The following is a 26,554-nucleotide window of genomic DNA, read 5'->3' as shown; positions in this document are numbered from 1 at the left end:
TCAAGGTTCGCCGCACGGGCGTCCCCCCGCATCACCGCTCGCAGACGCCCCCGGCGTCACCCCCGACGCCACCGTCCGGTGCCGGGCGACCCCGTGGCACCGCGTGCGTGTGCGCGGCCCCGCGTCACCGCTCGCCGCCCACGCGGCCGTCACGTCACCCGCCGGGTCGGGCACCCGGCCCCTCACCCGTCGAAGGTGAGCCCCGCCGTCTCACCCGCCGGCGCGGTGCCCGGATTTTCCGGCCTTTTTCCGCGTCCGGAGGGCGCGGCGCCGGGGCATGGGTGGAAGGTGGAGTGGCGAGGGTGCGAGCGGGAGTGTTCCGAGGTGGGCGGGGGGTCGCCCGCACCGGGGGATGTCACATCGGCGCGCGCGGCCGACGATGGCAGGGCATCACAGCGGACCCCGCGCCCCGGCCCCGAGGGAAGTGCTCGTATGCGCTACGAATTCCGCATCGCCGGCATTGTTTCGGACACGCTCGCCTCGGCCTTCGCCGAACTCGACAGGGTTCGTACGAAAGAGCAGACCCTGTTCTTCGGCACCGTGATCGACGACGCCCATCTGTACGGACTGCTCACCCGGTTCCAGGCACTGGGCCTGCGTGTGATCGAGATGCGCCAGTTGCCCGTGTGACCGGGGCGCGCCGGTCGCCCCCGGAAAGCAGTACGCACCCGGACCGTCGGGACGCCGGGAACGGCGACCCGCGGACCGGGTGCGGACAGGAGGGCGGCGCGACCCGCGAAACCGGGGTCGGGCGGTCCGGCCGGGGATCAGGCCTTCTTGGTCTCCCAGAAGATCTTGTCGATCTGGGCGATGTAGTCCAGCGCCTTCTGGCCCGTCGCCGGGTCGGTGGACGCCTTCGCGGCCGAGAGGGCCTTGAGGGTGTCGTTCACCAGCTGGTGCAGCTCCGGGTACTTCTCGAAGTGCGGGGGCTTGAAGTAGTCGCTCCAGAGCACCGACACGTGGTGCTTGGCGAGCTCGGCGCGCTGCTCCTTGATGACGGTGGCGCGAGCCTGGAAGTGCGGGTCGTCGTTGCCGGCCATCTTGTCCTGGACGGCCTTGACCGACTCCGCCTCGATGCGGGCCTGGGCCGGGTCGTACACGCCGCAGGGCAGGTCGCAGTGCGCGCTGACCTTGACCTTGGGGGCAAACAGGCGGGAGAGCATTGAGCTGTCCTTCCTCGTGATCGTCTTCTCAGGTGGGACATTACTCCGTGGGAGAGGGTATTTCGCGGGTGCCCCCATGGGCTTAGGGCAAAAGTCCGGGGTGAAACTGGGACTGGTGGAGGATAGGACCGGGGAGGTGCCGTTGATGCCGGAGCTGTCGCAGGAGACCGAGCGGGGGAAGGCCCTGCTGCCGTTCGGGGCGGCGGAGGTGACGGGCCCTTCGATGGTGCCCACGCTCCAGCACGGGGATCGGCTCGTCGTCCACTGGGGGGCGAGGGTGAGGCCGGGCGACGTCGTCGTCCTGCGGCACCCGTTCCAGCAGGACCTGCTCGTCGTGAAGCGGATCGCCGAGCGGCGCGAGGGCGGCTGGTGGGTGCTCGGGGACAACGCGTTCGCGGGCGGGGACAGCACCGACTACGGAACCGTTCCCGAGGAACTCGTCCTCGGGAAGGTGAGGTTCCGTTTCCGGCCGCCGAAGGCGGGTCAGCGCTCGCCGTTCGCCGTCGTCCGCTGGGCGCTGGTGGCCGCCAGGCCGGTGCTCCCCGCCCGCTCCGCCTCCAGGCGCTTGCGCGCGCGGTAGGCCGCGACGTTGGCGCGGGTCGCGCAGCGGTCCGAGCAGTAGCGCCGGGAGCGGTTGGTCGAGGTGTCCAGATAGGCGTTGCGGCACGGCGCGGCCTCGCACAGGCCGAGGCGGTCCACGCCGTACTCGGTCAGATGGAAGGCGAGGCCCATCGCCGCGATCGCCGCGTAGCCCGCGGTCGCGTTCGACGGGTGATCCGCCAGGTGCATGTGCCACAGCGGGCGGCCGTCGTCGTCCCGGTGGTCGTGCCCCGAGATCTGCGGGCTCACCGGGAATTCCAGGAGCAGGGAGTTCAGCAGGTCCACGGCGAGGGTCTCCTCACCGCCGGCCGCCGCCTCGAAGACCGCGCGCAGCCGTCCCCGTACCGAGCGGAAGCGGGTGACGTCCGCCTCCGTGGCGCGGCGGGCCGCCGAGGAGTTGCCCCCGAACAGGTCGCGGACGGCCTCGACCGAGGTCAGCGAGTCCTTGCCCCGGGCCGGTTCCTCGGTGTTGACGAGACGGACGGCGTAATCCGAGTAATAGGCCAGTTCCACTTGTAGTCCTTACGGAGGCGCTCTATCGTCGTGGCGGTGGTCAGGTAACAGATGATCGCCCTTACAGGGTATTACGTGGTCGACTGGAGGAGGGGCTTTCATGGCCATCGGCACCGGAACCGACTGGCGTGCCTGGCAGCAGAGCTGGGACCGGCAGCAGGAGTGGTACATGCCGGACCGTGAGGACCGCTTCCGGGTGATGCTCGACATGACCGAGGCGCTCGTCGGACCCGAGCCCCGCGTCCTCGACCTCGCCTGCGGCACCGGCACCATCACCGCCCGGCTGCTCGCCCGCCTCCCCGGGGCCACCAGCACGGGCGTCGACCTCGACCCCGCCCTCCTCACGATCGCCGGGGGCACCTTCGCCGGCGACGACCGGGTCACCCTCGTCACGGCCGACCTCAAGGACCCGCACTGGCGCGCCGGGCTGCCGTACGACACCTACGACGCCGTCCTGACCGCCACGGCCCTGCACTGGCTGCACAGCGAGCCCCTCACCACCCTCTACGGCCAGATCGCCGAACTCGTGCGCGAGGGCGGTGTGTTCATGAACGCCGACCACATGCCCGACGAGACGACACCCCGGATCGACGCCGCCGAGAGCGCCCAGCGGCGCGCCCGCAGGGACCGGGCCAAGGAGGACGGCGCCCTCGACTGGGCCGACTGGTGGAAGGTGGCCGCCCAGGACCCCGTCCTCGCCGGACCCACCGCCCGCCGCTTCGAGATCTACGGCGAGCACGCCGACGGCGACACGCCCTCCGCCGACTGGCACGCGCGCGTGCTGCGCGAACAGGGCTTCGGCGAGGCCCGGGCGGTGTGGCGCTCCCCCTCGGACGCGCTGGTGCTCGCGGTCAAGTAGCCCGCGCGGGGGACCGGTCGGAGGCGGTACGGAAAATCCGTACCGCCTCCGCTGCGTCCCGCGGCGCCTCCCGCCGCACTGGAAGGGTGAGACGGTCCGCGGGCGCGGGCCGGGAAGGGGGCGGGATGACGCGCGGCGAGGAAGCCGCTCTGCACGCTTTCGTGGAGGGCAGACGACCGGCACTGTTCCGCAGTGCCTATCTGCTCTGCGGCAATCGCGACGAGGCGGAGGACCTCGTGCAGACGACGCTGGTGAAGGTCGTCCTCGGCGCGCGGCGGCACGGACGCCTCGAAAGTCTCGAGGCCTACGCGCGCAAGACGCTGGTCAACACCTTCATCTCCGCCCGCCGCCGGTTCTGGCGGCGCGAGCACGCGTACGGCGAGGTGCCGGACGTGGCGGGGCGGCAGGTCGACAGCGACACCGGACTCATGGTGCGGGCCGCGCTCGCGGGACTCGCGCCGAAGCAGCGGGCCGTGCTCGTCCTGCGCTACTGGGAGGACCTGAGCGTGGCCGCCACGGCCCAGGTGCTCGGGATGCGCGAGAGCACGGTCAAGAGCCACACGGCCAGGGGACTCGCGGCACTGAGGGCCGCGGTGCGGGAGGAGTACGCATGAATCAGGAAGCGGAGACGGAGTACGTCAGGGAACTGCTCGGACGGGTGGTGGACGAGGTCCAGATGCCCGGGAGCCGGGGCAGCGAGACCGTGTTCGCGAAGGCCTCGCGGGTGCGGTGGCGGCGGCGCACGGCGGCGACCGGTGTCGCCGCGGCCGCCGTCGCGGCCGGCCTGGTCCTCGGACCCGGCGTGCTGGACAGCACGGGGCACGGCGCGAGCGTGGCGAGCACGCCCACCGCGGGCGAGTACACCACCAAGGCGGGCAAGTTCGCGAAGCTGCTCCCCCCGGGGACCGGGAAGATCAGCGAGATCTCGCTGCTGCGCCTGTTCAAGCAGGCGCCGAAGGCGAAGCAGCCCAAGTTCTTCGGCCCGTACGACGGTGACTACGCCGTCGGCCGGCCCGACGGGGTCGGCTACATCAGCGTCCACCTCACCCCTCGCCCGGCGGCCGACGCGAAGACGGGCGGCGGGGGCCTGCGGAACCCCTGCCAGGACTCCCCCAAGGACGGGAGTATCGGCTGCACCACGCAGAAGCTGTCCGACGGCAGCCTCCTGGGTGTCTGGGAGACACCGCCGACCGACCCCGCCCTGCACCCGATTCCGGCCGGGGGCCGGGAGTTCGAGGCCGGGCTCCGGCTGAAGGACGGCCGCTACCTCACGGTCCGGGCCAGCACCGGTTTCCAGGGCAAGGGGCAGCTCGGCCCCCTGCTCAAGACCCCGCCCCTGACCCGGGCCCAGCTCACGAAGCTGATCCAGAACCCGGCACTGCTGAAGTAGCGGGAAGGGCCTGAGAGCGGGGGCGAGGGAACGGGGGAGCACGGGGAAGGGGCGGTACGGGAGACCCGTACCGCCCCTTGTTCCTGCGCCCGGGAGCGCCGGTGTTCCGGTCAGAGGACCTTGGACAGGAACGCCTGCGTCCGCTCGTGCTGCGGGTTCGTCAGGACGTCGCGCGGGTTGCCGGACTCGACGACCACACCGCCGTCCATGAAGACGAGGTTGTCGCCGACCTCACGGGCGAAGCCCATCTCGTGCGTGACGACGATCATCGTCATGCCGTCCTCCGCGAGGTCCCGCATGACGTCGAGGACCTCGCCGACGAGCTCCGGGTCGAGAGCCGAGGTCGGCTCGTCGAAGAGCATCAGCTTGGGCTGCATCGCCAGCGCGCGGGCGATGGCCACGCGCTGCTGCTGGCCGCCGGAGAGCTGGGCGGGGTAGTGGCCCTTGCGGTCACCGAGGCCCACCCGGTCCAGCAGTCGCTCCGCACGCTCGCGGGCGACGGCCTTGGTCTCGCCCTTGACCTGTACGGGTGCCTCCATGACGTTCTCCACCGCCGTCATGTGCGGGAAGAGGTTGAAGCGCTGGAACACCATGCCGATGTCCCGCCGCTGGGCGGCCACCTCGCGCTCCTTCAGCTCGTAGAGCTTGTCGCCCTTCTGGCGGTACCCCACCAGGTCGCCGTCGACGTACAGGCGTCCGGCGCTGATCTTCTCCAGGTGGTTGATGCACCGCAGGAAGGTCGACTTGCCGGAGCCCGACGGACCGATCAGGCAGAACACCTCGCGCGGGTTCACCTCCAGGTCGATGCCCTTGAGGATGTGCGCGAGCCCGAAGGACTTGTGCACCCCCTCGGCCTTGACCATCGGACGGCCGCTCGTGCTCGCGGTGATGTCCTTGCTGAGACTGGTCATCGGGCCACCTCCGGGCGGCGGAAGGAACCGAACAGGCGGAGGTTCTTCTTCAGGCGCTGTAGCGGGGTCGGCGGCAGGGTGCGCGACGAACCGCGGGCGTAGCGGCGCTCCAGGTAGTACTGGAAGACGCTGAAGATGCTGGTCAGGATCAGGTACCAGATCGACGCGACGAAGTACATCTCCACGACCGCCAGCGAGGTGCTGGAGATGTCGGTGGCCGCCTTGATCGTCTCGTTGAACTGGACCGCGTAGGCGAGCGACGAGGTCTTGAGCATGTTGATGAACTCGTTGCCCGTGGGCGGCACGATCACGCGCATCGCCTGCGGGAGGATCACCCGGCGCAGCGTCTTGCCCTGGGTCATGCCGAGCGCGTGCGACGCCTCCGTCTGCCCCAGGTCGACGGACTGGATGCCGGCCCGGACGATCTCCGACATGTACGCGGCCTCGTTGAGGCCGAGTCCGAGCAGAGCCGCCAGGAACGGCGTCATCACCTGGTTCATCTCGTCCTTGTAGAACCCCAGGTTGAGGACGGGGAACACGAGCGCGATGTTGTACCAGAGGAGCAGCTGCACCAGCACCGGAGTGCCGCGGAAGAACCAGATGTACAGCCACGACACGGTGCTCGTCACCGGGTTCGAGGACATCCGCATGACCGCGAGGATCACGCCCAGCACGAGTCCCAGCAGCATCGCGAGCACGGAGATGTACAGCGTGTGCCAGACGCCGGACAGGATGGTCGCGTCCGTGAGGTAGTCCGGGATGATGCTGTAGTTGATGTTCGCGTTGGAGAACGCGAGAACGATCAGCGCCAGAACCGCGATGACCAGGACCCCGGCCACCCAGCGGCCGTAGTGGCGCACCGGGATGGCCTTGATCTGCTCCGGCGGCACGGACGACGCCGGAATCTTGTCGACAGTGTCAGTCACGATGACTGCCCTTCAGTGTTGCGTCAGGCAGGGGTCAGGAGCCGCCGTTGATCTTGGCCTCGGTCACCGCGCCGTCCTTGACGTTCCACTTCTCCAGGATCTTGGCGTAGTCGCCGTTCTTGATGATCTCGTTCATGGCCGCCTGGATCGCGTCCCGCAGCTGGGTGCTCTCCTTGGCGACACCGATGCCGTACGGGCCGGCCTCGATCTGCTCTCCGGTGACCTCGAAGTCCTTGCCGCCGCCCGAGGTCTTGGCGTTGTAGGCCGCGACCGGGAAGTCGTTCAGGTCGGCGACGGACGCGCCCTGCTTCAGACGGAGCAGCGCCTCGGGGTCGGTGTCGAAGGTCTGGAGCGTGATGCCCTTCTTGCCGTCCTTCTTGCACTTCTCGCTCTGGGCCTTGGCGATGCCCTCGGAGGTGGTGCCCTTCTGCAGCGCCACCACCTGGCCGCACAGGTCGTCCAGGGACTTGACGCCCTTGGGGTTGCCCTTCTGGACGAGGATCGAGGTGCCGGCGGTGAAGTAGTCGACGAAGTCGATGCCGTTGCCGGCCTTCTTGCCGGTGTCCGAGTCGATGCCGTTCTGGCGGTCCTTGGTGTCGCTCATCGCCGACATGACCGCGTTGAAGCGCTTGGACTGCAGACCGACGATGAGCTGGTCGAACTTGCCGTTCTGGAACTCGAACTTGACGCCCAGCTGCTTGCCGAGGGCGTCCGCGATGTCCGGGTCGATACCGACGGCCTTGCCGCTCTCCATGTACTCGACCGGCGGGTAGGCGATGTCGGAGCCGATCTTGACGACGCCCGCCTTCTTGATGTCGGCGGGGAGCTTGTCGGCGAGCGGGGCGGCGGCCGAGGCCGTGTCCGAGTCGCTGGTGCCGCTGCTCTTGTCCGTCTGGTCACCGCAACCGGTGAGGATCAGGGCGCCGGCGACCGCGATCGCACCGACCGCTGCTATCCGGGACTGAGCGGCCTTCGTACGACGGGTGGTGCGTGCGGTCATGAGGGTTCCTCCGGCGGATCAGGGAGTAGCCGATAGGTCGACGGAAACACACACCTTCGAGTGTCGCGACCTCGTGTAATGACGGCATCTTGCCATTCGGACGGCGAGATTCATGGTGACCGCTATGTCAAAATCGGATAACGGGTGACCCCCGAAGCGCTACCCGGCAGTACCTCTCGGCCGGATCATGTGCGGGAATCCTCCCTTCCGGCCGGAAGATCTCCGGTCCACCGCGACCCGCGGAAGACCGCTACGCGGCACTCGTGAACGAACGAGGACATGTCCGGAAGTGTCAATGGATCGGGGCATGAGTCATCTCACCGCCATGTGATCTTGGTTCTATGGACTCGTCCTCGACGCCGTCCGTCCGGTAAGAAGGTTCTTTACACCCCTCATCCGGGGCTCAGGGCGCGTGTGCGGCGCGCCCGTCGCGCAGCGGCCCGTACGCAACCACAGCGGCAGGGCCTGCGCGGTGCCCGCCCACCCCTCAACCAGGAGTGGCCACCCTCGATATTGAAGACTTAAGGGGTAAACAAAGTGGCAGCGGAGATCGTCAATCCTTGCAGCGGCAGCAGTACGGATCAGGAAGACGGGGCGGAGCCCCTCGATTCCTTCGACCCGGCTTTCGCGCTGCACCGCGGCGGCAAGATGGCCGTGCAGGCCACCGTGCCCGTCCGTGACAAGGACGACCTGTCCCTGGCTTACACGCCCGGCGTCGCGAAGGTGTGCAGCGCGATCGCCGAGCAGCCGGAACTCGTCCACGACTACACGTGGAAGTCGTCCGTGGTCGCCGTGGTGACCGACGGGACGGCAGTGCTCGGGCTCGGTGACATCGGCCCGGAGGCCTCGCTCCCCGTCATGGAGGGCAAGGCGATCCTGTTCAAGCAGTTCGGCGGTGTGGACGCGGTGCCGATCGCGCTCGCGTGCACCGGCGTCGACGAGATCGTCGAGACCGTGGTCCGGCTCGCTCCCTCCTTCGGGGGCGTGAACCTGGAGGACATCTCGGCGCCGCGGTGCTTCGAGATCGAGCGCAAGCTCCAGGAGCGACTGGACATTCCCGTCTTCCACGACGACCAGCACGGGACCGCGGTCGTCACCCTCGCGGCCCTGCGGAACGCCGCCAGGCTCACCGGGCGCTCGCTCGGCGACCTGCGCGCGGTGATCTCCGGCGCGGGTGCGGCCGGTATCGCCATCGCGAAGTTCCTGCTGGAGGCGGGCCTCGGCGATGTCGCGGTCGCCGACCGCAAGGGCGTCGTGTCGCGGGACCGGGACGACCTGACGGACGTCAAGCGGGAACTCGCGGAGATCACCAACAGGGCCGGGATCTCCGGTTCGCTGGAGGAGGCGCTCGCGGGCGCCGACGTCTTCATCGGCGTCTCCGGCGGTACGGTGCCGGAGCCGGCGGTCGCCTCGATGGCGGAGGGGGCCTTCGTCTTCGCGATGGCCAACCCGAACCCCGAGGTGCACCCCGACATCGCCCACAAGTACGCGGCCGTCGTCGCGACCGGCCGCTCGGACTTCCCGAACCAGATCAACAACGTGCTGGCCTTCCCGGGGATCTTCGCCGGTGCGCTCCAGGTCCGGGCCTCCCGGATCACCGAGGGCATGAAGATCGCCGCCGCCGACGCGCTGGCCGCGGTCGTCGGGGACGACCTCGCCGCGGACTACGTCATCCCCTCGCCGTTCGACGAGCGGGTGGCTCCGGCGGTGACGGCCGCGGTGGCCGCGGCCGCCCGGGCGGAGGGCGTCGCCCGCCGCTGACGCGATGCGTCCTGCACGGCCCCGCCGGGAGACCTCCTGGCGGGGCCGCCCTTGTTTCGCCCCCTCCGCCCCTTCCCGTCCCGTGGCGGGGGCGCTGCCCCGGACCCCCGCTCCTCGATCGCCGGAGGGGCTGATTTCCCGCGCCGGAGAGTTCCGGCCCGTCCGGCGAGCGAGGACGAGGCCGTCAGGCCGGCGCGGGGGCCCGGGGGCGTGGCCCCCCAGGGGCGGGAAGGGGCGGGAAGGGGCGGAGGGGGCGAAGGCGTCTTGTGCGCGGGGCCACCCGGTCGGTGGGGGACGTGTCACAGACGGAGGCGGTTCCCCCGGCCGGGGGCGGAGCCTATCGTCAAGGTCATGTTCGCTGCCTATGCCGCCCGAATCGACCGTGACCAGCCGCTGAACGGCCTGGAGTTGGGGGAGCGTCCGGCCCCCGAACAGAAGCCGGGCTGGACCACCGTGAACGTACGGGCCGCCTCCCTCAACCACCACGACCTGTGGTCGCTGCGCGGGGTCGGCCTCGCCGAGGACAAACTGCCGATGATCCTCGGCTGCGACGCCGCCGGGATCGACGAGGACGGCAACGAGGTCGTCCTGCACTCCGTCATCGGCCAGAGCGGGCACGGGGTCGGCCCCGACGAGCCCCGGTCCATCCTCACCGAGCGCTACCAGGGCACCTTCGCCGAGCAGGTCTCCGTGCCGACGTGGAACGTCCTGCCGAAGCCCGCGGGGCTGTCCTTCGAGGAGGCCGCCTGTCTGCCGACCGCCTGGCTGACGGCCTACCGCATGCTGTTCACCAACGCCGGGGTGCGCCCCGGCGACTCGGTGCTCGTCCAGGGCGCGGGCGGGGGCGTGGCGACCGCCGCGATCGTGCTCGGGAAGGCCGCCGGGCTGCGGGTCTTCGCCACCAGCCGTGACGAGGCCAAGCGGAAGCGGGCGATCGAACTCGGCGCCGTCGAGGCGCTGGAGTCCGGGGCGCGGCTGCCGCAGCGGGTGGACGCGGTCATCGAGACGGTCGGCGCCGCCACCTGGTCCCACTCGGTCAAGTCGCTGCGCCCCGGTGGAACCGTCGTCATCTCGGGCGCCACCAGCGGCGACCGTCCCTCGCACGCCGAGCTGACGCGGATCTTCTTCCTCGAACTCAAGGTGGTCGGCTCCACCATGGGGACGAAGGACGAGCTGGAGGACCTGCTGGCCTTCTGCGCGGCCACCGGGGTGCGGCCCGTCATCGACGAGGTGCTGCCGCTCGACCGGGCCCGCGAGGGCTTCGAGCGGCTGGAGTCCGGCGACCTGTTCGGCAAGGTCGTGCTGACGGCGAGCTGATGGCGTCCACGAGTACGAGGTGACGGCCACGAGGTGACGGCCACGAGGTGACGGCCACGAGCGGCGGGTCCGGGATTCCGGGCCCGCCGTTCCGCGTGTCCGGCCCTTGTCCCGGGCGGGTCCGCTTCTCCGGGGGCGCCGCCGCTTGTCAATTTTGGTTGACAGTGAGGAAGTGTCAACGTAGGTTGACATCATGACCGAAGCAACGGATCTTGCCGAGCGCGCGGGTGACCGCGATCCGCGGATCGGGCTGAGGGCGGTCTCCGCGCTGCGGAGGCTGCTGGAGCAGCTGGAGGCGGTGCAGGTGCGCAGTGCGCGCAATCAGGGCTGGTCGTGGCAGGAGATCGCCGCGGAACTCGGAGTGAGCCGGCAGGCCGTGCACAAGAAGTACGGGAGGCAGTGATGTTCGAACGCTTCACGAAGGACGCGCGTGCCGTCGTCGAGGGCGCGGTGACGCACTCCGGACGGGTGGGGGCCCGGACCGTCGAGGAGGAGCACATGCTGCTGGCCCTCCTCGACCGGGAGGGCACCCGGGGTTCCTTCGCGCTGACATCGCTGGGGGAGACCGGGTTCCGGGAATCGCTGGAGCGGGACCTCGCCGAGGCGCGGCGCAGGGGAGGGCTCTCGCGCGCCGACGCGGACGCCCTCTCCGGGCTCGGCATCGACCTGTCCGAGATCGTCTCCCGGGTCGAGGAGGCCCACGGGGAAGGGGTGCTGGAGCCGGGCGGGCGCGGCGGCGACGGCAGGCGGGGCCGGCGTCGGCCCTTCGGACAGGAGGCGAAGGACGTGCTGGTACGGGCCCTGCGGATCGCCACCGCCCGGCGGGACCGTCACATCGGGGACGAGCACCTGCTGTTGGCGATCACCTTGCGGGGCGGGGTCGCCGCCGAGGTGCTGGCCGATCACGGCGTCACGTACGAGTCGGTGACGCGCGTGCTGTACGGCGGCACCGGTGCTGGTGCCGGTGCCGGTGGCGAGAACGGTGTGGCGGAGGCGGGCTGAGCCGGGTGCCGCGAACGCGCCGGGCCCGTGGGGCCGGGCGGGCCGGCGGGGCCGTGTGTGACCCCGGGGCCCGCCCGGCCCCGAACGGTCCCGGGCGGGAGAAGCCGGGGGAGCCGATCGAGGCTCCCCCGGCCGGTGGGAGCTCCGCGGAGGGTGGTCGCGCACGTCGGCGAGAGCCGCCGGACGCGGCGGGCGACAGCCCGGAGCCGGTCCGGAGCTGGTCCGGAGCCGGTCCGGAGCCGGTCCGGAGCCGGGTCCGGGCGGCCCCGGCCGGGAGGCGCCGGAGAGCGGGGGCCGCCGACGGGACTACGGCCGCCTGCTCCGCAAGGCCGCGCCGATGTGGGCCGCCGCCGACGACAGGTGGCGCCGGATGTCACGGAGCTGGTCCTCCGTGACACCGTGGTCGCGGGACGCGTCGCGGATGTCGTCACGGAAGCGGTCCAGCAGACGGTCCAGGTCCCGGCCGGGGCTGCCGGTGGAGTCCTCGTGGGCCCATGCGGGCTCGTACTCGGCGGGGAAGTCCTCCGGAGTGGCCGAGTACTCCGGTTCCGTGGGCGTTCCGGAAGGCGTGCGGCCGAAGCCGAACTCCTTGCCGAGGTCCTTCCCCAGGTCCTTGCCGAAGTTCTTCCCGAAGTCGCCGAACTCCTTGGCCAGTTCGGTCAGTCCTTCTCGTACGCCCGTCGGCCAGTCCCCGCGCGCGAAGTGGTCCTGGACCTGGTCCTGGACGCGCTTGGCCATGCGCTGCATCTCCTCCTGGGCCTGCGCGCGGGCCTTTTCCTGCGCCTCCTTGGCCTGGCGGCGGGCACGCTGCGCCTCGTCACGGGCGCGGCGGCTCTCGTCCTTCGCGCGGCGGGCCTGTTCCTTCCACTCGTGACGGACGCGCCGCATCTCCTCCTTCGCCGCCCGCCACGACTCCCTGTCCTGGAAGTCGTCGAGGCCGCCGAATCCGCCCGCCGGGTCGTCGTGCTGCTTGGACCGAGCACCCCCCGAGGGACCGTGGCGCGCCTCCGTGGCCGCCGCCCGCATCTCGCGGCGCAGGTCACCGGCCGCACCCCGGACGTCCGCGCGGATCTCCGCCGCGAGCTCCGCGACCGACTCGCGGATCTCCAGCTCCAGATCGGCCAGTTCGCCGCTGCGGTCGGCCAGTTCGGCGCGGCCCGCGTCGGTGATCGCGTACACCTTGCGGCCGCCCTCGGAGGTGTGCGTGACGAGTCCCTCGGCCTCCAGCTTCGCCAGCCGGGGGTAGACGGTGCCCGCCGAGGGCGCGTACAGCCCCTGGAAGCGCTCCTCCAGGAGGCGGATCACCTCGTACCCGTGGCGCGGGGCCTCGTCCAGCAGCTTGAGGAGGTAGAGGCGCAGCCGGCCGTGGGCGAAGACGGGGGCCATGTCAGAGAACCTTCCTGTCGGTCGCGGAGCCGGCCGGCCGGTCCTCGGCGGCATCGGCGTCCGTCGTGCCGCCGGTCGTCGTGTCGTCCGTCGTGCCGTCGGTCGCGTCGCCCGTGGGGGTGTCCGGGCCGGCCGAGGGGGCCGTGTCCGGGGGCTCGGGGGCGTCCTCGTACGGCTCGTCCTCCGTCGGGGGCCTGCGCAGCAGGGCGATGGAGCCCGAGACGGTCACCGCCTTCAGTCTGCCGTTGCCCGCGCCGAGACGGCCGGTGATCTTCTTGGCGCCCCACTGACCGCTGACCCGCAGGTCCTCGAAGGCGCTGGAGACGCTGCCGCTCGCGGTGTTGGCCTCCACCTCGGCGTCCGCGGGGTGGGGGAGCCGGATGGCGATCTCGCCCGAGACGTTCGACAGCCGGACGTCGGTGGGCGAGCCCGTGGCGTCGAGGTCCACGATCATCGAACCGCTCACCGACTCGGCCCGCACGGAGGAGCCGGAGCCCTCGACGACGGTCAGGTCGCCGGAGACCGAGTTGAAGCGGAGGTCGCCGGTGACGGCCTGGGCCTCCAGGCTCCCCGAGACGGTCTCCACGCGCACGGGACCGGAGACGCGGACGAGCGTGGTGTCGCCGGTGACGCCCTTCACCTGCACCCGCCCGTCCGTCCCCGAGACCACGGCGGCGGCGCCGACCACGCCCACCTCGACGTGCGTCCCGGTCGGCACGGCCAGCGAGACCACGGCCGCACGGCGCCAGCCCTTGCGGTCGAGCCACTTGAGGAAGCCCTTCCAGGGAAGGTCCTCGTAGGCCACCGTGAGCGTGCCGCCCTCCTGGGTCACCTGGAGCGGGGGGCCGTCCAGTTCGGACACTTCCAGCCGGGCGGAACCCTCGTCGGTTCCCACGACGTTCACTGTTCCGTTGACGATGCGTACGTGCAGCGTCTGCACCGGGCCGTCGAAGGCGAGCTTCTCCGGCTCCGTCACGGACCATTCGGACATGGTGCAGACCTCCTCGACCGGACCGGACCCTCGCGCGGGTCCGAACTCGACGCGCCATATCGCGTCTTCCCTATTCACGATATATCGCGGATAGGGAAAGTCAAGACACCCGTTTCGGGGATCGGCTGCGCGTTGAAGTGGGCAAATCGCCCTAAAGTGGTGCCATGTCGACTGCCTCCGGTGCGTCCAGGGACGACCACCCGGTCCGGGCCCCCGGTGCCCTGCTGCTGTGCCGGGCCCGCCCCGAGTCGGCCGGTCCCGCCGCCCGGCTGCTGCGCGAGCGGATGCTGATCGCCGGAGCGGGACCCGGCTGGAGCGTGCTGGTCCCCGAGGGCAGACCCTGGCGGCACGGCGCGGAACCCGTCGACCGCGTGCTCACCGGCTGGGCCGCGGCGCTCGCCGTCGGCGCGCCCTGGCCCGTCCTCGCCCTGTGGTGGGACACCGACCGCAGCGGCTTCACCCTGGCCTCGGGTTTCCACCGCACCGTGGGCTACGAATGGCTGGCGGACGGCACCCCGGTCGGTGAGCACGAGGCGATGCACACCTTCGCCACCCGTCTGGGCCTCGACCCGGTGCTCGACGTGCAGTCGCTGGAACCGCTGACGCGGCCCGACCCGGTGGCCGACGCGCGCGTGCGCGTGAGCGGGCTGCTCGCCGTCCTCACGCGCGCGGGGGTGCTCCTCCCGGCCGGGGTCGAACCCGGGGAACCCGCGGACCGGCTCCGGGACGCGGTCCGGATCAGACCGGACGCCGAGCAGATCGAGTGGAACGGCTGGCGCGCCGCCGTGGGCGCCGAACTCGACGTCGTGGAGAGCGGCGGTCTCGGGCCCTGGCTGCGCGGCCCCAGGGCGCGCACCCTCGCCGCGGCCCAGCTGGCCGTCGGCCTCCCGGTAGCCGTCTGGGGGATACGGCGCCACAGCGGCGGCTGGATCGCCGCCGGCACGGTCCTGACGCTCCGCGGCGCCCTGGGCCTGGCGTACGACCAGCTGCGCGCCTACGACTGACGGGCCCTCGAGCGGGAGCGGTGTCCGGAGCCCCCGCCCCTACTCCTCGTCGTCCTCGTCGTCCAGCCGGGCCAGCCAGGTCGCCAGCCGCTCCACCGGCACCTCGAAGTCCGGGTTGAGGTCGACGAACGTGCGCAACTGCTCGGCGAGCCACTCGAAGGTGACCTCTTCCTCGCCGCGCCGCTTCTCAAGTTCCTCGATGCCGCGGTCGGTGAAGTACATGGATGGTGCTCCGTGGGTGAAAGGGAAGTGGAACGCTGGGAAAAGGATAGGCGGGCTCCAGGGCGCCGCGGGGGGCCTCGGGGGACGGGAAGCCCGTGGAGGGCCCCTGTCGTGCGGGGGCCGCCGCCGCTAGCCTGCAAGGTCGGCTCGTGCCACGGGGGCGTGGGGGAACGGGGGATGCCATGGGTGACGCGGTGACGCGCATCGCACGGATCGAGATGCCCGACGGAACACCGGTGTGGGCCCGGATCTCGGGGGCGGACGAGCTGGAGGACCCGGGTGGCGAGCTGTCCCTGACGGACGTCGGCTTCGCGGAGCGCGTCGAGGCACAGGTCGAGAGCCTCCAGTCGGTGATCACCGGCGTCGCCCGCTCCCTCGCCGCCCCGCTGCGCTCGGTGCGGCCCGACGAGGTCAGCGTCGAGTTCGGCATCGAGCTGACCGCCAAGGCCGGCAAGGTGGTCGGCCTGCTCGCGGACGGCGAGGCCAAGGCGGCCGTCACGGTCACGCTCACCTGGAACGGCGGCCCGCCGGACCTGGAACCCGGTGCGGATCCGGCACCCGCCGCGACCGCGGGCCCGGAACCGGACGCGGCCACGGGCCCCGAACCGCCCGCCGCCACCCCGCACGCGGGCGCGTCCCCCGGCGCCCCGGCGCACGGCGGGGCCACCGACCCCTCCGGCGGGGGCGGAGCATGACGGACGGGCACGCCCCGGGCGCACCGGGCGGCCCCGGGAACGCTCACCGTGCGCTGCGTGATCTCGTCATGGCCGCCACCGTGCGCATCCATCGCGCGGGCCCCGGGTATGCCCAGGACGAACCCGGCACGTTCCTCGGGAGCGGCTTCTTCATCGCTCCGAACTGGGTTCTGACCTGCGCGCACGTGGTCCGGAGCGGGGAGGGGAACGAGGTGCGGGTGGTGTACGAGAGGGGGCCGGGCCGCGGTACGTCCGCCGTCACCGGCGAGGTCGCCACGGTCCTTCCGGACCGCGCCGGGATCCCGGCGCGGGGCACCTGGCCGTCCCCCGACCTCGCCCTGGTGCGGCTGCGCGAGCCGGTGGACCACGACTGCGCGTACGTCACCGAACGCCCGGCCGCCTACTACGAGGAGGCCGTCGTCCTCTACTCCGGCTGGTCCGTCGTCGGCGGGGAACTGCGCCGGCTGAGCGGCACCTGCACGGTCCAGGGCACGCTCGGCGGCTGGTCCGACGACGAGCAGATCCGCCTCGGCGGTGACGTCCTGCCGCCCGGCGTCTCGGGCGGGCCGGTCGTCGACCCCGTGCGCGGCGAGGTCGTCGGCGTCCTGAAGTCGCGCACGGACCGGGGGCTCGGAGGCACCTGCACGGGAGTGGAGCGGTTACGGTCCCTGCCGGTGCCGGCGGGGGAGACGACCGCCGAGCACGACGACCCGTACCACGCCGTCTTCCACGCCCACGACCGCTACCACCGGGACCGGCAGCGCCACCCGGACACCGACCGCAACACCTGGGCCGACGTCCAGAACCAGCTCGGGGCCCGGCCCGGCCGGGTGCTCAGCCCCGAGGAGCGCACCCAACTGCTGGGCAGACTCGCCGATCTGCCGCCCCCGGTCAGCACCCGCGCCCTGCTCGGCCTCCTCGAATCCCTCACGGGCGACCGGACCGCGATACCGCATCCGGCGCCGCGCGGCTGGCGCGACGGACTCGGGACGCTGTACGAGAGCGCGCGCCACGACGCCGCCCTCGACCTCGTCCTCGACTACGCCATGCGCGCGATGTCCGCCGAACGCCCCTTCGTCACTCCGGGCACGCGGGCCGCCGAACGCGCGCTGTGGGAGTGGGTGCGCCAGACCGCCGAGGGCCGGCCCGGACCGGCGTACCGGCGCCGTCTCGGCCAGCAGTGGATCGAGCGGCTCCAGCTGGCGCCCCGCGGCCCCTCGCCGGCGGAAGCAGAGGCGGCGCACGCCACCGCGCACAGCGCCGGCCGTGCGCCCCGCCTGTTCGTCCTGCTCGAACTGGAGCAGCTGGGCTGGGAACCGGGCCGCTGCGACTGGCACGTCTCGCTGGGGCGACCCACCGGAGAGGTGGTACGGCTGCGCGACGGCGAGCGCACCCCGCTGGACGAACTGGCCCCCGTGCTCGCACCCCACCTGACGGAGGCCTTCCGCCAGTGCGACGAACCCGGGCGGCCCGCCGACCTCCAGGTGGCACTGCCCCATCTGCTGCTCGGACTCGACGTCGACGCCTGGCGGCTCGGGCCCGGCGAGGCGCCGCTCGGCGCCCACCGGCCCGTCGTCGTGCGCTGCGCCGACCGGGAACAGCTGCCCGGACCGGCCGGTCCGGCCGCCCGGGACGGCGAGCCGCTCCCCGCCGACGAGGAGCGGCACGAGCGGGAGGCCCGCTGGCGCTGGATCCACGCGCACGGCGCCCAGGCCGAGATCCTCGACTGCGAGGACGGGCTGCGGGTACCGGTGCCGACGGCGGAGTCGCTGCGCGGCCTGCCGCACAAGACGATTCCGGTGCTCTGCCGCTACGGCGACCACCGCTTCGAGGACGACCCGGTAGCCGTCGTCCGGATCGTGCACGGCGGATACGGCGTCGCGCTGTGGCGCCGCTGGCGCGGCCAGTCCGAGGCGGTCTGCGGCGAGTTCCACCGCAGGGCCGGCGACACCGTGGCGGGCGCGGGCGGCGCCGACCGGCTGCCCGAGCTGGTGCACGCGCTGCGGGCCGGACTGAGCGAGGGCCGGCCCGAGACGTACTGGGCCCACGGGATCGCCCTGTTCTACGACGATCCGCGCCGGCCCCTGCCCGGGACCGGAGACCTGCTGGAGGCGCCATGACCGCAACGGCCGGCCCGCTGTCGCGCGCTGCCCGGGACGGGCCCGGACGGACTGCCGCGAGCCCCTCTCGGGACCTTACGGGGCCCTCCGCGGATCGATACGGTGAGGCGACGATCGACGGCTTCAGGTGTGGACGAGTGACGACGAGGACTGGGCAATGACCGATTCCAGCGAGTGGCTCATCTACCGAGGCGCAGGCGAACCCCACGACGGCCTGGACCGGCTCCCGGCCCCGCCGCCGTGGCGCGACTTCGCGAGCCGGGACGCCGCCGGGAGCGACGGCGACGGCTCCGAGGACCGCAGGCTCGGCGCGTACCGGCACCTGGCCGAACTGCACCGGCCCGGCGCCGAGGAACTGGAGATGATCAACGCGGCGCTCTATCTGCGCCGGCCCCTGCTGGTCACCGGCAGCCCCGGCGCGGGCAAGAGCACGCTCGCGCACTCGGTGGCGTACGAACTCGGCCTCGGCAACGTCCTGCGCTGGCCGATCGTCAGCCGCTCGACGCTCCAGGACGGGCTCTACCAGTACGACGCGATCGCCCGGCTCCAGGACGTGCAGATGGCCGCGCCGCAAGGCGCCGACCCGGCCGCTCCCGGCGCCCCCGGCTCCGTCGAGGGCATCGGCAGCTACATCCGGCTCGGTCCGCTCGGCACCGCGCTGCTGCCCTCCGACACCCCGCGCGTCCTGCTCATCGACGAGCTGGACAAGAGCGACATCGACCTGCCCAACGACCTCCTGAACGTGCTGGAGGAAGGCGAGTTCGCGATCCGTGAACTGGAGCGCGTCGCCGACCGGCTGCCCGGCGGCGAGGCCGAGGTCCTCACCGCCGACGGCACCAGGGCGAGGGTCCGCGACGGCCGGGTGCGCTGCCGCGCCTTCCCCTTCGTCGTGCTCACCAGCAACGGCGAGCGGGACTTCCCCGCCCCGCTGATGCGCCGCTGCATCCACCTCGAACTCGGCCGCCCGGACCACAGGCGGCTCGCCACCTTCGTGCGCGCCCACCTGGGCGACGAGGCGGCCCGGGCCGGGGACGACCTGATCACCCACTTCCTGGAGCGATCGCGCAGCGAACTCGTCGCCGCGGACCAGCTGTTGAACGCCATCTACCTCACCGACGCCGCGGCCCCGGCCAGCCGCGACCGGCTCGCCGACCAGCTCATCCAGCGACTCGACCGCCCGAGGTGACGCGCTGATGCCCGGCGGCGACCCGATCGCCGAACTCATCGCCCGGATACGGCAGACCGGGCTCGATCCCGATGCCCGGCAACTGGCCGACGCGCTGTGGCTGGCCCGCTGGTCGCGCCCGACGGACCAGGACGGGAGCGAACGGGGGAGCGCGCCGCCGTCCGGCCGCGGGGCGACGGCCGAGGACCCCGCCGCCGGGCGCCCCGACGCCCGTACGGACGAACGGCCGGCGCCTCCCGCCGACCGGAGTGGACCGGTGTGGCGCGACCCGCGGGAGGACCGGCGCGTCGCGCTGTACCCGGTGCCGCGCGACGGCGCGCCGCGCGGCACCGGACCGGGCCGCTCGCCCGTGCTGCCGGTCGGCGTACCGGCCGCGCCCGCGTTCCCCTCTCCTCTCGAACTCCAGCGCGCATTACGCCCGTTGCAGGGCTACCGCACCGCGGCACCCCCCTTGCGCACCGTCCTCGACGAGACGGAGACCGCGGAACTGACGGCCCGCGCGGGAGGACTGGTCCTGCCGGTGTTCCGCGGGGTGACCCGGGCCGACGCCGCGCTCCAACTGGTCATGGACGCCTCCTCGTCCATGCGCGTGTGGGACCGGATGTTCGCCGAACTGGAACAGGTCTTCGGCCGGCTCGGCGCCTTCCGGGACATCCAGGTCAGCCATCTCCACCAGGGCCCGGACGGAGAGCCCGTCGTCAGCCGCAGCCCCGAACCCGACGCGGCCCCCCTGCACTCCGCCGACCGGCTGAGCGACCCGACGGGCCGCCGCGTCACCCTCCTCGTCAGCGACTGCGCCGGCCCCCTGTGGCACAGCGGGCACGCCCACCGGTTCCTGCACCACCTCTCCCGGCTCGGTCCCGCCGCGGTCCTCCAGCCCCTCCCGCAGCGCATGTGGAACCGCACCCGGCTCCCGGTGTCGTACGGCGAACTGACCCGCGGCGAGGCCCTCGCGGGCGCCGCCACGCTCAGGGTCCGGCTGCCCGCCGGCACCCCGCCGGAGGCACGCGGAGGCGCCCTCCCGGTGCCCGTCCTGCCACCGGAGCCCGCCGCGCTCGGCGCCTGGGCCCGCCTGCTGTCGGGAGCCGGGGCCGGACCGGTGGCCGGTGCCGTCGGCTGGGTGCGCCGGTACCACGAGCCCGCCCCCGGAGCCCGGCCCGGACGCCGGATGTCCGGACTCGAACTGGTCAGCCGGTTCCGCTCCACCTCCTCGAAGGCGGCCGGACGGCTGGCCGGCTATCTGGCCGCGGCCCCGCTCAGCCTCCCCGTGATGCAGCTCGTCCAGCGCACCATGCTCCCCGACTCCGGCCCCTCCGAACTGGCCGAGGTCCTGCTCAGCGGACTCGTCGTCCGTGCCAGGACCGAGGAGTACGGCGCGGACGGCACCCAGTGGTACGAGTTCGCCCCGGGTGCGCAGGAGGCCCTGCTGTCCCCGCTGGGCCTCGACGAGGCCATGCTGGTGCTCAAGCACTGCTCCGAGTACATCGAGCACCGCTTCGGCAAGGGCGGCCCCAACTTCCCCGCCCTGGCGCTCGCACAGCTCGGCGAAGGAGGTCCCGGGCCGGTGTTCTCGCCCGGCGCCGGATACCCGGGCGAGAACGGTGACAACGGCGGCGCCACCCTCGTCCCGCAGCCCTTCGCCGAGGTCGCCGCACGCGTGCTGGAGCGCTTCATGCCGCTGCCGGACCACTTCGCCACCTACGCGCCGCCCCGCGGCCCCGACGACCCGTCCGACCGGCGGCCCACCCACCCCGCGGTGCTCCGCGCCCGTGCCCTGGCCCTGCGGTTCGGCAGCGACGCCATGGTGCAGGACCTCATCGACGCCGTACAGCTGCTGCGCGGCGCCACCGAACACGAACTGCGCCCCGGCACCGACCCGGAACTGTGGGCCGAGTACGCCAACTGCGTGCTGCTGCTGTGGGAGGTGCAGGGCGGTGCGGACCTGCTGCGCGAGGCCGAGGCCGCCGCCGAACGGGCCGTCGCGCATCCCCGGGCGCTGCGCGAGCGAGCCGTCCTGGCCCGGGTGCTGCACGCCGCCGCCACCGACCGCAGGCGGCGCGGCGACCGGCGCGGCGCGCTCGACCTGCTGCAACGCGCGGACCGTGAGTACGCGGTGGCCTGCGCCGCGCCGGACCTCGACGCCACCGAGGCCCTGCGGCTCACCCTGGAGCGGGTACGGGCACTGGAGGCGCAGTGGCGCCTCGGCGGCGACAGCGCGCTCCTCCAGGGCGCCGTCGGCATGCTGGAGGCGTTCGCCGACGCCTGGCCCGACCGACGCAGTCGCCCCTCGGGACTGCCGCTCGCCCACGGCCGGGTCCTGCTGCGCCTGTCGGGCGCCACGGCCGACCACGAACAGGCCAGGCTGTACGCGGAACAGGGCGCGCGCTCCCTGCGCGACGCCCTGGAAACCGCACCCGGGAACGGCTCCGCCACCGACGGTGCCTCCGCCCGTGTCCGCATCCTCCTCGACCTCGTGGACGCGCTCCTGAGGTCCGGCGGCGCGCTGGACGACGCCCGGGGCCATGTCGACGAGGCGCTCGGCCTCACCCGTGAACAGGGCCTGCGCTCCGCCCTGCTGGTGCGGGCCGGGCGCATCCACCTCGCCCGGTACGCCGACACGGGCGATCCGCGCGAACTCCAGGACGCCGCGGCCCGGTTCGAGCAGGCGTCCCGCGGAGTGCCCCGGGACGCCCCGGCGCACGCGGACGTCCTCGCCGAATGGGGCGAGGCCCTGCTGCGGCACGCCGTGCTCGACCACGGGCGCGCCCCGGGCGAATCGCTGTACCGGGCCATCCGGGTGCTGCGGGACTGCCGCACCGAGACGCCCGCGGGCAGCGCCGAGCTCGCGTACCGCCTGCTGCTGCTCGGCCGCGCGCTGATGCTGCGCTACCGCACCCGCGGCGACCGGGTCGACCTGCGGGAGGCCGAGCACCTCTTCGGCCTCGCGGCCCTCGAGGACGGACCGCCGCTCACCACCGCCCAGTGTCGGCTGGAGCTCGGACAGGCACAGTTCGAGGCGTACCAGAGCCTCGGCCGCAAGGCGCGGCTGGACGAGGCCGTCGACGCCTTCCGGGCCGCGGCCGAGTCGGCGCGCGAGGCCGAGGAGGAGGCCGAGACGGAGCGCACCCGCCAGGAAGCCGTGGAACTGGCCGCTCGGGCACAGCACTGGCGGGGTATGTCCTACGAAGCGGCGGCGCGCCCGCGTGCCGCGCGCGAGGCCTACCGGGCCGCCCGGACCGAGTGGTCCCGGCTGCCGGAGGGCGTCGCGAGCACGGTCGAGCCGACGGCCCGGCAGACGGCACAGCGGCTGGCCGAGCTGGAGTGAGAAGCGCCCGCGGGCGGTCGCCGGGGCGGAGTCGGAGTCGGAGTCGGGGAAGGCGAGGGAGACGACATGGGCGCAGGGGACGACACAGGGGGCGGCGCACGGGACCGCCGAGCCGCGGCGGGGTACCGACTGCCGTGGCCACCGGCTCCGCCGATCCGGCAGGTCCCGCCGACCGGCCTGGACCCGTTGGCCGACCTGGACCCGGTGGCCGCACCGGATCCGGTGGGTGAGCCGGAGCGGACGCCGACGCCGGGTTCGGTACGGGCGGCGGAATCCGAGGACGCGGGGACGCCGGACCCGGCGGACCTCCTCCTTCCCGACCTCCTGGATCTCGACCTCGCCCAGCTGCGAACGGTGCAGCATCCGGTCCTGGACGAGGTGCTGGCCGACCTGCGGGCCAGGTCGGCGGAGCCGAGCGAGATGCTGTGGGGGTTCAACAACGCCTTCTGAAGCGCCGGGTGAGCGATGGTTCGGTGAACTGTCGCTCACAGGTGGTCGGTTCAGGTCCGGTCCTGTGAATGAACCGGACAACTTCGCGCGGCGGGTGTTTGTGGCCGGGGCGCGGCCGGGAATGCCGCCCGGTACGGGCAGGGGGCCGTGGCGCGGTTCGCGGCGTGGGATCGAGCGGCCGTACACCATGGGGGTGCCGGAGTGTCTGCAGAGGCGACCTCCCCGGCACCCGCACCGACACCCGCCCCCGGGACCCCCTCGGCTTCCACGGTCTCCCCGGCACCGCGGCCGGTGCCCGCCCCCGCGGCCTCCCCGGCACCGCCGTCCCCACCCCGGCCCCCGGCCGGTCGGGGCCCCGCCCCCGGAGCCCCCGCGCCGCACCCCGAACGGGCCGCGCGCGACCGTCCCGTGCCTGAACCGCCTTTTCCCTTCCGGCAGTTCATCGTCAAGGTGCACGGCCGCTGCAACCTCGCCTGCCGCTACTGCTACCTCTACGAAGGCCCCGACCGCACCTGGCGCACCCGTCCCGCCGCCGCCCCTCCCGGGGTCCTGGCGCGTACCGCGGCGAGGATCGGCGAGCACGCCGCAGCCCACGGCATGACGGCCGTGTCCCTGGTCCTGCACGGCGGTGAACCCCTGCTGGCCGGCGCGGACACCCTCGCCCGGTTCACCGGCCTCGTCCGCGACAGCGTCCCGGACGGCTGCACCGTGCACGCCACCGTCCAGACCAACGCCACCCTGCTCACCGAGCGGCGGCTCGCCGTCCTCGCCCGGCACTCGATCCGCGTCGGCATCAGCCTGGACGGGGGCCTGCCCCGGCACAACGCGCAGCGCACCGACCACGCCGGGCGCCCGTCCTGGCCCGCGGCCGCGCGCGGCGCCCGCCTGATCGCCGAACGCCGGCCGGAGGCGTACGCCGGGATCCTCACCGTCGTCGACCCCACGACGGACCCCGTCGAGCTGTACGAGTCCCTGCTCGCACTCCGGCCGCCCGCCCTCGACCTGCTCCTCCCGCACGGCAACTGGTCCACCCGGCCGCCGCACCGCGAGGGCCCCGGAACCCCCTACGGCGACTGGCTGTGCGCCGTCTTCGACCGCTGGTGGCGGGCCGGGCGACGCGAGACGCGGGTACGGCTCTTCGAGGAGTGCCTCGCCCTGCTCCTCGGGCTGCCCGCCGCCACCGAGTCGCTCGGCCTCGCCCCCTTCGACGCCGTCGTCGTGGAGACCGACGGCTCCATCGAGCAGGTCGACTCCCTCAAGTCCTGCTACGAGGGGGCGGCCAGGACCGGCCTCGACGTCTTCCGGAACAGCTTCGACCAGGCGCTGCGCCACCCCGGCGTCGCGGCCCGGCAGGCGGGCGCCGCCTCGCTGGCCGCGCGCTGCCGGGCCTGCCCCCTGCTCTCCGTGTGCGGCGGCGGACACTACGCGCATCGATACCGGGCCGGACACGGCTTCGCCAACCCGTCCGTGTACTGCGCCGACCTCCAGCGCTTCATCCGCCACGCCGCCCGGAGGCTGGCGGAGACCGTCCCCGCCCCACCGGCCGTCCCCGCCCCACCGGCCGTCCCCGCCCCACCGGCGGCCGCACCCGCACCCCAGGCCGCCCCGGCCGTCCCCGCCGCCCCCGAAGGAGACGCCCCGTGATCCTGCCCGCGGTCCCGGACCGGGCCGTGGACGAACTCGGCCGCACCGAAGGCGGCCCCGAGACCCTCGGGCTCCTCGTCCGCGACCAGCACACCCGACGGCTGCTCCTGCTCCGAGCCGTCCTCGACGCCGCCGAGGCGGCCGCCCCGGACATCTGTCCCGCCGCCGCCCTGGCGCGGCTGCGCGACGACTGGTCCCTGCTGGAGGAGGCCGAACGGCTGGAGCCGCCCGCCCACCGCCGGGGACGGCACCTCGGGGACGTTCCGGGCGACGGACGCCCGGACGGCCCCGTGCCGGGGCCCGGGTGGCCGGGGGGTTTCGGGCCGGAGCCCGGACGGCCCGGAGACGCCCTGCCGGCCCCCGGGCGGCCGTACGGCTTCGCGCGGGCGTCCGCGCACGCGTCGGCGTCCCCGTTCTCGTCCCCGCCCCCGGACGGTCGGACGACGGCACCGGCGTACGCGACCACCGGTTCCCCGCTCGTGCCCGAGGAGGTGTACGGGCCTCCCGGTCCCTCATCCGTGTCCGGGGGGCCGTACGGGCCTCCCGGCTCCCCGCTCGTGCCCGACGGACCGGCCGGGCCCGCCGGTCTCCCGCCGGTGGCCGAGGAAGGCACGACGGCCCGGCGCCTGCCTCCGCCGTCCCCCGTGCGCGCGCTCCTCCTCCACCCCTTCATCGGCCCCTGGGCCAGGGACGCCCTGCGCACGCTCGGCGCCGGAACGGGCCCGCGCACCGCCGGGGACATCCACGAACAGGCCCTCGCCCTCGCCCACTTCGGGGCCCTCGCGGCCGTCGCCGCCGCCCGGGCCGGCGTGTCCTACCGGCTGCGGCTGACCGCACACGACGGCGTCCTGACGCTGCCCTCGCTCGGCGCGCTGCGCACGGGCGGTCCCGGTTGCGGGGCGAGGGACGTGACCGTGGTGCACCGGCGCGGACGGCTGACACTCCGGGCGCGGGGCGAGGCGGACGTGGTCGTCCGCCTCGAGAGCGGGGCCGGCGCCTGGTCGGAGGCGGCGGCCTGGACGCCCGCGTACACGCTGCCCGGCCTGCTGCCGGGCTCGGCTCCCGTGCCGCTGGACGACCTCGACCCGTACCGGACCGCCCGTGGCGGCCCCCGCCCGGACACCCTGAGCGGCCCGGCCGACCTCGACGAGGCCGACCGCAAGCACTGGCTGCACACCTGGTCGGGCACCGCCGCGGCGCTCGGGACGGGCGGCGAACGCCGGCTCGCGGAATCGGTGACCCTGCTGCGCTGTCTGGTCCCGCTGGCGGTGCCGCCCGGATCGGTCCCCGGCGGGACGGGCGGTAGTTGCAGCGGCACCCGGCGCGAGGCCTTCGGCGCGGTCCTCAGCAGCGCACCGGCGACGGCGACCGCGTTCGCGGCCACCCTCGTGCACGAGATCCAGCACACCAAACTCGCCGCCCTCGGCGACATGACGGCCCTTCATCACGCGGGGCCCGCACCGAGGCACTTCGCGCCCTGGCGTCCCGACCCCCGCCCGTACGACGGCCTGTTGCAGGGCGCCTACTCCCACCTCGCGCTGGCGGACTTCTTCCAGCGCAGCGCGCTGTCCGCCACGCTCACCACCCGGCGGGACGCCGCCTGGGCGCAGCACGCGCGGTATCAGGCACAGGTCGGCGCCGTCCTGCCCGCCCTCGTCGGATCGAGCGATCTCACCGTACGGGGGCGCCGGTTCGTCGACCGCATGGTCGAGGTGTACGAACGGCTCGCCGAGCAGCCGCCGCCGCGCGGACACGCGGCGCGCGCGACGGCGTACGTCCGGGCCGCCCGGACGCTGTGGAACCAGCGCCACGCACCGGGCGGATGAACCGTGCGTCCAGGGTGTGCGCGGCCCCCGCCGACCGGACCGGGCGGGGCCCGCGGCCGTGCCCGCACGCCCGTCGAACGCGCCACGCTCCACCACGATTGAGCCATCCTCGCCGAAAGCGGCGGGTTCCCGGACGAGCGCGTGACGGTACGTCAAGATCGACGCTGAACACGTATGGGAAGGAACCGTGGAGCAAGCGACCGGTGTGCGTCTGCGCCCTATCGCCGACCCTCGCGGCGGTTCTAAAATCACGCGCGGGGAGG

At 73.3% G+C, this 26,554-nt stretch carries 25 protein-coding genes; 17 read left to right on the top strand and 8 right to left on the bottom strand.

The features are described 5' to 3' along the window. Positions 1–432: 432 nt before the first annotated feature. The gene (locus tag CW362_RS24045) at positions 433–630 is read left to right on the top strand and encodes a hypothetical protein (protein WP_037620896.1); all 198 of its coding nucleotides are present in this window, start codon (positions 433–435) and stop codon (positions 628–630) included. Positions 631–767: 137 nt separating this feature from the next. On the opposite strand, the gene sodN is transcribed toward CW362_RS24045, so the two are convergent. Then, positions 768–1,163: a superoxide dismutase, Ni gene (sodN, locus tag CW362_RS24040; RefSeq protein ID WP_053662116.1), complete on the bottom strand. Its 396-nt coding sequence runs from the start codon at positions 1,161–1,163 to the stop codon at positions 768–770. 145 nt (positions 1,164–1,308) lie between these two features. Here sodN and sodX point away from each other — a divergent pair, with 145 nt between their 5' ends. Continuing rightward, positions 1,309–1,743: a nickel-type superoxide dismutase maturation protease gene (gene sodX, locus CW362_RS24035; RefSeq protein WP_103551599.1), complete on the top strand. Its 435-nt coding sequence runs from the start codon at positions 1,309–1,311 to the stop codon at positions 1,741–1,743. Here the strand turns inward: sodX and CW362_RS24030 are convergent. Further along, positions 1,647–2,276: a CGNR zinc finger domain-containing protein gene (locus CW362_RS24030; RefSeq protein WP_103551598.1), complete on the bottom strand. Its 630-nt coding sequence runs from the start codon at positions 2,274–2,276 to the stop codon at positions 1,647–1,649. The two genes, sodX and CW362_RS24030, sit on opposite strands and share 97 nt — an antisense overlap. A gap of 100 nt (positions 2,277–2,376) precedes the next feature. Here CW362_RS24030 and CW362_RS24025 point away from each other — a divergent pair, with 100 nt between their 5' ends. The 3 genes from CW362_RS24025 to CW362_RS24015 all read left to right on the top strand — a co-directional run bounded on the left by CW362_RS24025 (position 2,377) and on the right by CW362_RS24015 (position 4,525). Next, positions 2,377–3,135 (top strand): class I SAM-dependent methyltransferase, encoded by a 759-nt coding sequence (locus tag CW362_RS24025; RefSeq protein WP_103551597.1) that lies wholly within the window; start codon positions 2,377–2,379, stop codon positions 3,133–3,135. 125 nt (positions 3,136–3,260) lie between these two features. Next, entirely contained in the window at positions 3,261–3,749 is a 489-nt protein-coding gene (locus CW362_RS24020; protein WP_103551596.1) for a SigE family RNA polymerase sigma factor, read from the top strand. After that, a complete protein-coding gene (locus tag CW362_RS24015) occupies positions 3,746–4,525 on the top strand; it encodes a hypothetical protein (protein ID WP_103551595.1) in 780 nt (259 codons plus the stop codon). The genes CW362_RS24020 and CW362_RS24015 overlap by 4 nt, the downstream gene beginning before the upstream one ends. A 110-nt stretch (positions 4,526–4,635) precedes the next feature. Here the strand turns inward: CW362_RS24015 and CW362_RS24010 are convergent, their stop codons facing one another. Genes CW362_RS24010 through CW362_RS24000 form a run of 3 tightly spaced genes read right to left on the bottom strand, consistent with a single transcriptional unit; the run spans position 4,636 to position 7,362 of the window. After that, positions 4,636–5,436 (bottom strand): amino acid ABC transporter ATP-binding protein, encoded by an 801-nt coding sequence (locus CW362_RS24010; RefSeq protein WP_103551594.1) that lies wholly within the window; start codon positions 5,434–5,436, stop codon positions 4,636–4,638. Further along, positions 5,433–6,362, bottom strand: coding sequence for an amino acid ABC transporter permease (locus CW362_RS24005; RefSeq protein WP_103551593.1), 930 nt, complete (start codon positions 6,360–6,362; stop codon positions 5,433–5,435). The genes CW362_RS24010 and CW362_RS24005 overlap by 4 nt, the downstream gene beginning before the upstream one ends. Positions 6,363–6,396: 34 nt before the next feature. Then, positions 6,397–7,362 (bottom strand): ABC transporter substrate-binding protein, encoded by a 966-nt coding sequence (locus CW362_RS24000; protein WP_103551592.1) that lies wholly within the window; start codon positions 7,360–7,362, stop codon positions 6,397–6,399. A 537-nt stretch (positions 7,363–7,899) separates the two neighbouring features. Here CW362_RS24000 and CW362_RS23990 point away from each other — a divergent pair. The 4 genes from CW362_RS23990 (at position 7,900) to CW362_RS23975 (ending at position 11,442) form a co-directional block, all read left to right on the top strand. Then, a complete protein-coding gene (locus CW362_RS23990; RefSeq protein WP_103551591.1) occupies positions 7,900–9,123 on the top strand; it encodes an NAD(P)-dependent malic enzyme in 1,224 nt (407 codons plus the stop codon). Positions 9,124–9,474: 351 nt separating this feature from the next. Continuing rightward, positions 9,475–10,440 carry a zinc-binding dehydrogenase gene (locus tag CW362_RS23985; RefSeq protein WP_103551590.1) on the top strand — a complete coding sequence of 322 codons (966 nt, stop codon included), beginning with the start codon at positions 9,475–9,477 and terminating at the stop codon, positions 10,438–10,440. 193 nt (positions 10,441–10,633) lie between these two features. Further along, the gene (locus tag CW362_RS23980) at positions 10,634–10,843 is read left to right on the top strand and encodes a helix-turn-helix domain-containing protein (RefSeq protein ID WP_010984411.1); all 210 of its coding nucleotides are present in this window, start codon (positions 10,634–10,636) and stop codon (positions 10,841–10,843) included. Beyond that, positions 10,843–11,442, top strand: coding sequence for a Clp protease N-terminal domain-containing protein (locus tag CW362_RS23975; RefSeq protein WP_103551589.1), 600 nt, complete (start codon positions 10,843–10,845; stop codon positions 11,440–11,442). The genes CW362_RS23980 and CW362_RS23975 overlap by 1 nt, the downstream gene beginning before the upstream one ends. A gap of 306 nt (positions 11,443–11,748) precedes the next feature. Here CW362_RS23975 and CW362_RS23970 read toward each other — a convergent pair whose 3' ends face one another. Both CW362_RS23970 and CW362_RS23965 read right to left on the bottom strand, forming a co-directional pair. Further along, positions 11,749–12,828 (bottom strand): PadR family transcriptional regulator, encoded by a 1,080-nt coding sequence (locus CW362_RS23970; protein ID WP_103551588.1) that lies wholly within the window; start codon positions 12,826–12,828, stop codon positions 11,749–11,751. 1 nt (position 12,829) lies between these two features. Further along, entirely contained in the window at positions 12,830–13,819 is a 990-nt protein-coding gene (locus tag CW362_RS23965) for a DUF4097 family beta strand repeat-containing protein (RefSeq protein ID WP_103551587.1), read from the bottom strand. 164 nt (positions 13,820–13,983) lie between these two features. Here CW362_RS23965 and CW362_RS23960 point away from each other — a divergent pair, with 164 nt between their 5' ends. Next, positions 13,984–14,823 carry a hypothetical protein gene (locus CW362_RS23960; protein WP_103551586.1) on the top strand — a complete coding sequence of 280 codons (840 nt, stop codon included), beginning with the start codon at positions 13,984–13,986 and terminating at the stop codon, positions 14,821–14,823. Positions 14,824–14,862: 39 nt separating this feature from the next. Here the strand turns inward: CW362_RS23960 and CW362_RS23955 are convergent, their stop codons facing one another. Beyond that, the gene (locus CW362_RS23955) at positions 14,863–15,045 is read right to left on the bottom strand and encodes a DUF6104 family protein (RefSeq protein WP_005312030.1); all 183 of its coding nucleotides are present in this window, start codon (positions 15,043–15,045) and stop codon (positions 14,863–14,865) included. Positions 15,046–15,227: 182 nt separating this feature from the next. Between CW362_RS23955 and CW362_RS23950 the strand changes: the two genes are divergently transcribed. The 7 genes from CW362_RS23950 (at position 15,228) to CW362_RS23910 (ending at position 26,291) form a co-directional block, all read left to right on the top strand. After that, positions 15,228–15,740 carry a CU044_2847 family protein gene (locus CW362_RS23950; RefSeq protein WP_103551585.1) on the top strand — a complete coding sequence of 171 codons (513 nt, stop codon included), beginning with the start codon at positions 15,228–15,230 and terminating at the stop codon, positions 15,738–15,740. Then, on the top strand, positions 15,737–17,860 hold the full coding sequence (locus tag CW362_RS23945; RefSeq protein WP_103551584.1) for a VMAP-C domain-containing protein: 2,124 nt from the start codon (positions 15,737–15,739) through the stop codon (positions 17,858–17,860). Before CW362_RS23950 ends, CW362_RS23945 begins: the two co-directional genes overlap by 4 nt. Positions 17,861–18,017: 157 nt before the next feature. Beyond that, entirely contained in the window at positions 18,018–19,046 is a 1,029-nt protein-coding gene (locus CW362_RS23940; protein WP_103551583.1) for an AAA family ATPase, read from the top strand. Between the two features lie 7 nt (positions 19,047–19,053). Next, positions 19,054–22,371 carry an SAV_2336 N-terminal domain-related protein gene (locus CW362_RS23935; RefSeq protein WP_103551582.1) on the top strand — a complete coding sequence of 1,106 codons (3,318 nt, stop codon included), beginning with the start codon at positions 19,054–19,056 and terminating at the stop codon, positions 22,369–22,371. 66 nt (positions 22,372–22,437) lie between these two features. Beyond that, entirely contained in the window at positions 22,438–22,821 is a 384-nt protein-coding gene (gene fxsA / locus CW362_RS45680) for an FxSxx-COOH cyclophane-containing RiPP peptide (RefSeq protein WP_240657998.1), read from the top strand. 408 nt (positions 22,822–23,229) lie between these two features. Then, positions 23,230–24,465 carry an FxsB family cyclophane-forming radical SAM/SPASM peptide maturase gene (locus tag CW362_RS23920; RefSeq protein WP_103551580.1) on the top strand — a complete coding sequence of 412 codons (1,236 nt, stop codon included), beginning with the start codon at positions 23,230–23,232 and terminating at the stop codon, positions 24,463–24,465. Next, positions 24,465–26,291, top strand: a complete 1,827-nt coding sequence (locus CW362_RS23910) for an aKG-HExxH-type peptide beta-hydroxylase (RefSeq protein WP_240657999.1) — start codon at positions 24,465–24,467, stop codon at positions 26,289–26,291. Before CW362_RS23920 ends, CW362_RS23910 begins: the two co-directional genes overlap by 1 nt. The last annotated feature ends 263 nt before the right edge of the window (positions 26,292–26,554 follow it).

Source organism: Streptomyces populi, assembly GCF_002911015.1.
GTDB lineage: Bacteria > Actinomycetota > Actinomycetes > Streptomycetales > Streptomycetaceae > Streptomyces > Streptomyces populi.
The sequence above is the reverse complement of the archived record's forward strand: the minus strand, read 5'-3'. Positions and strand labels throughout refer to the sequence as shown.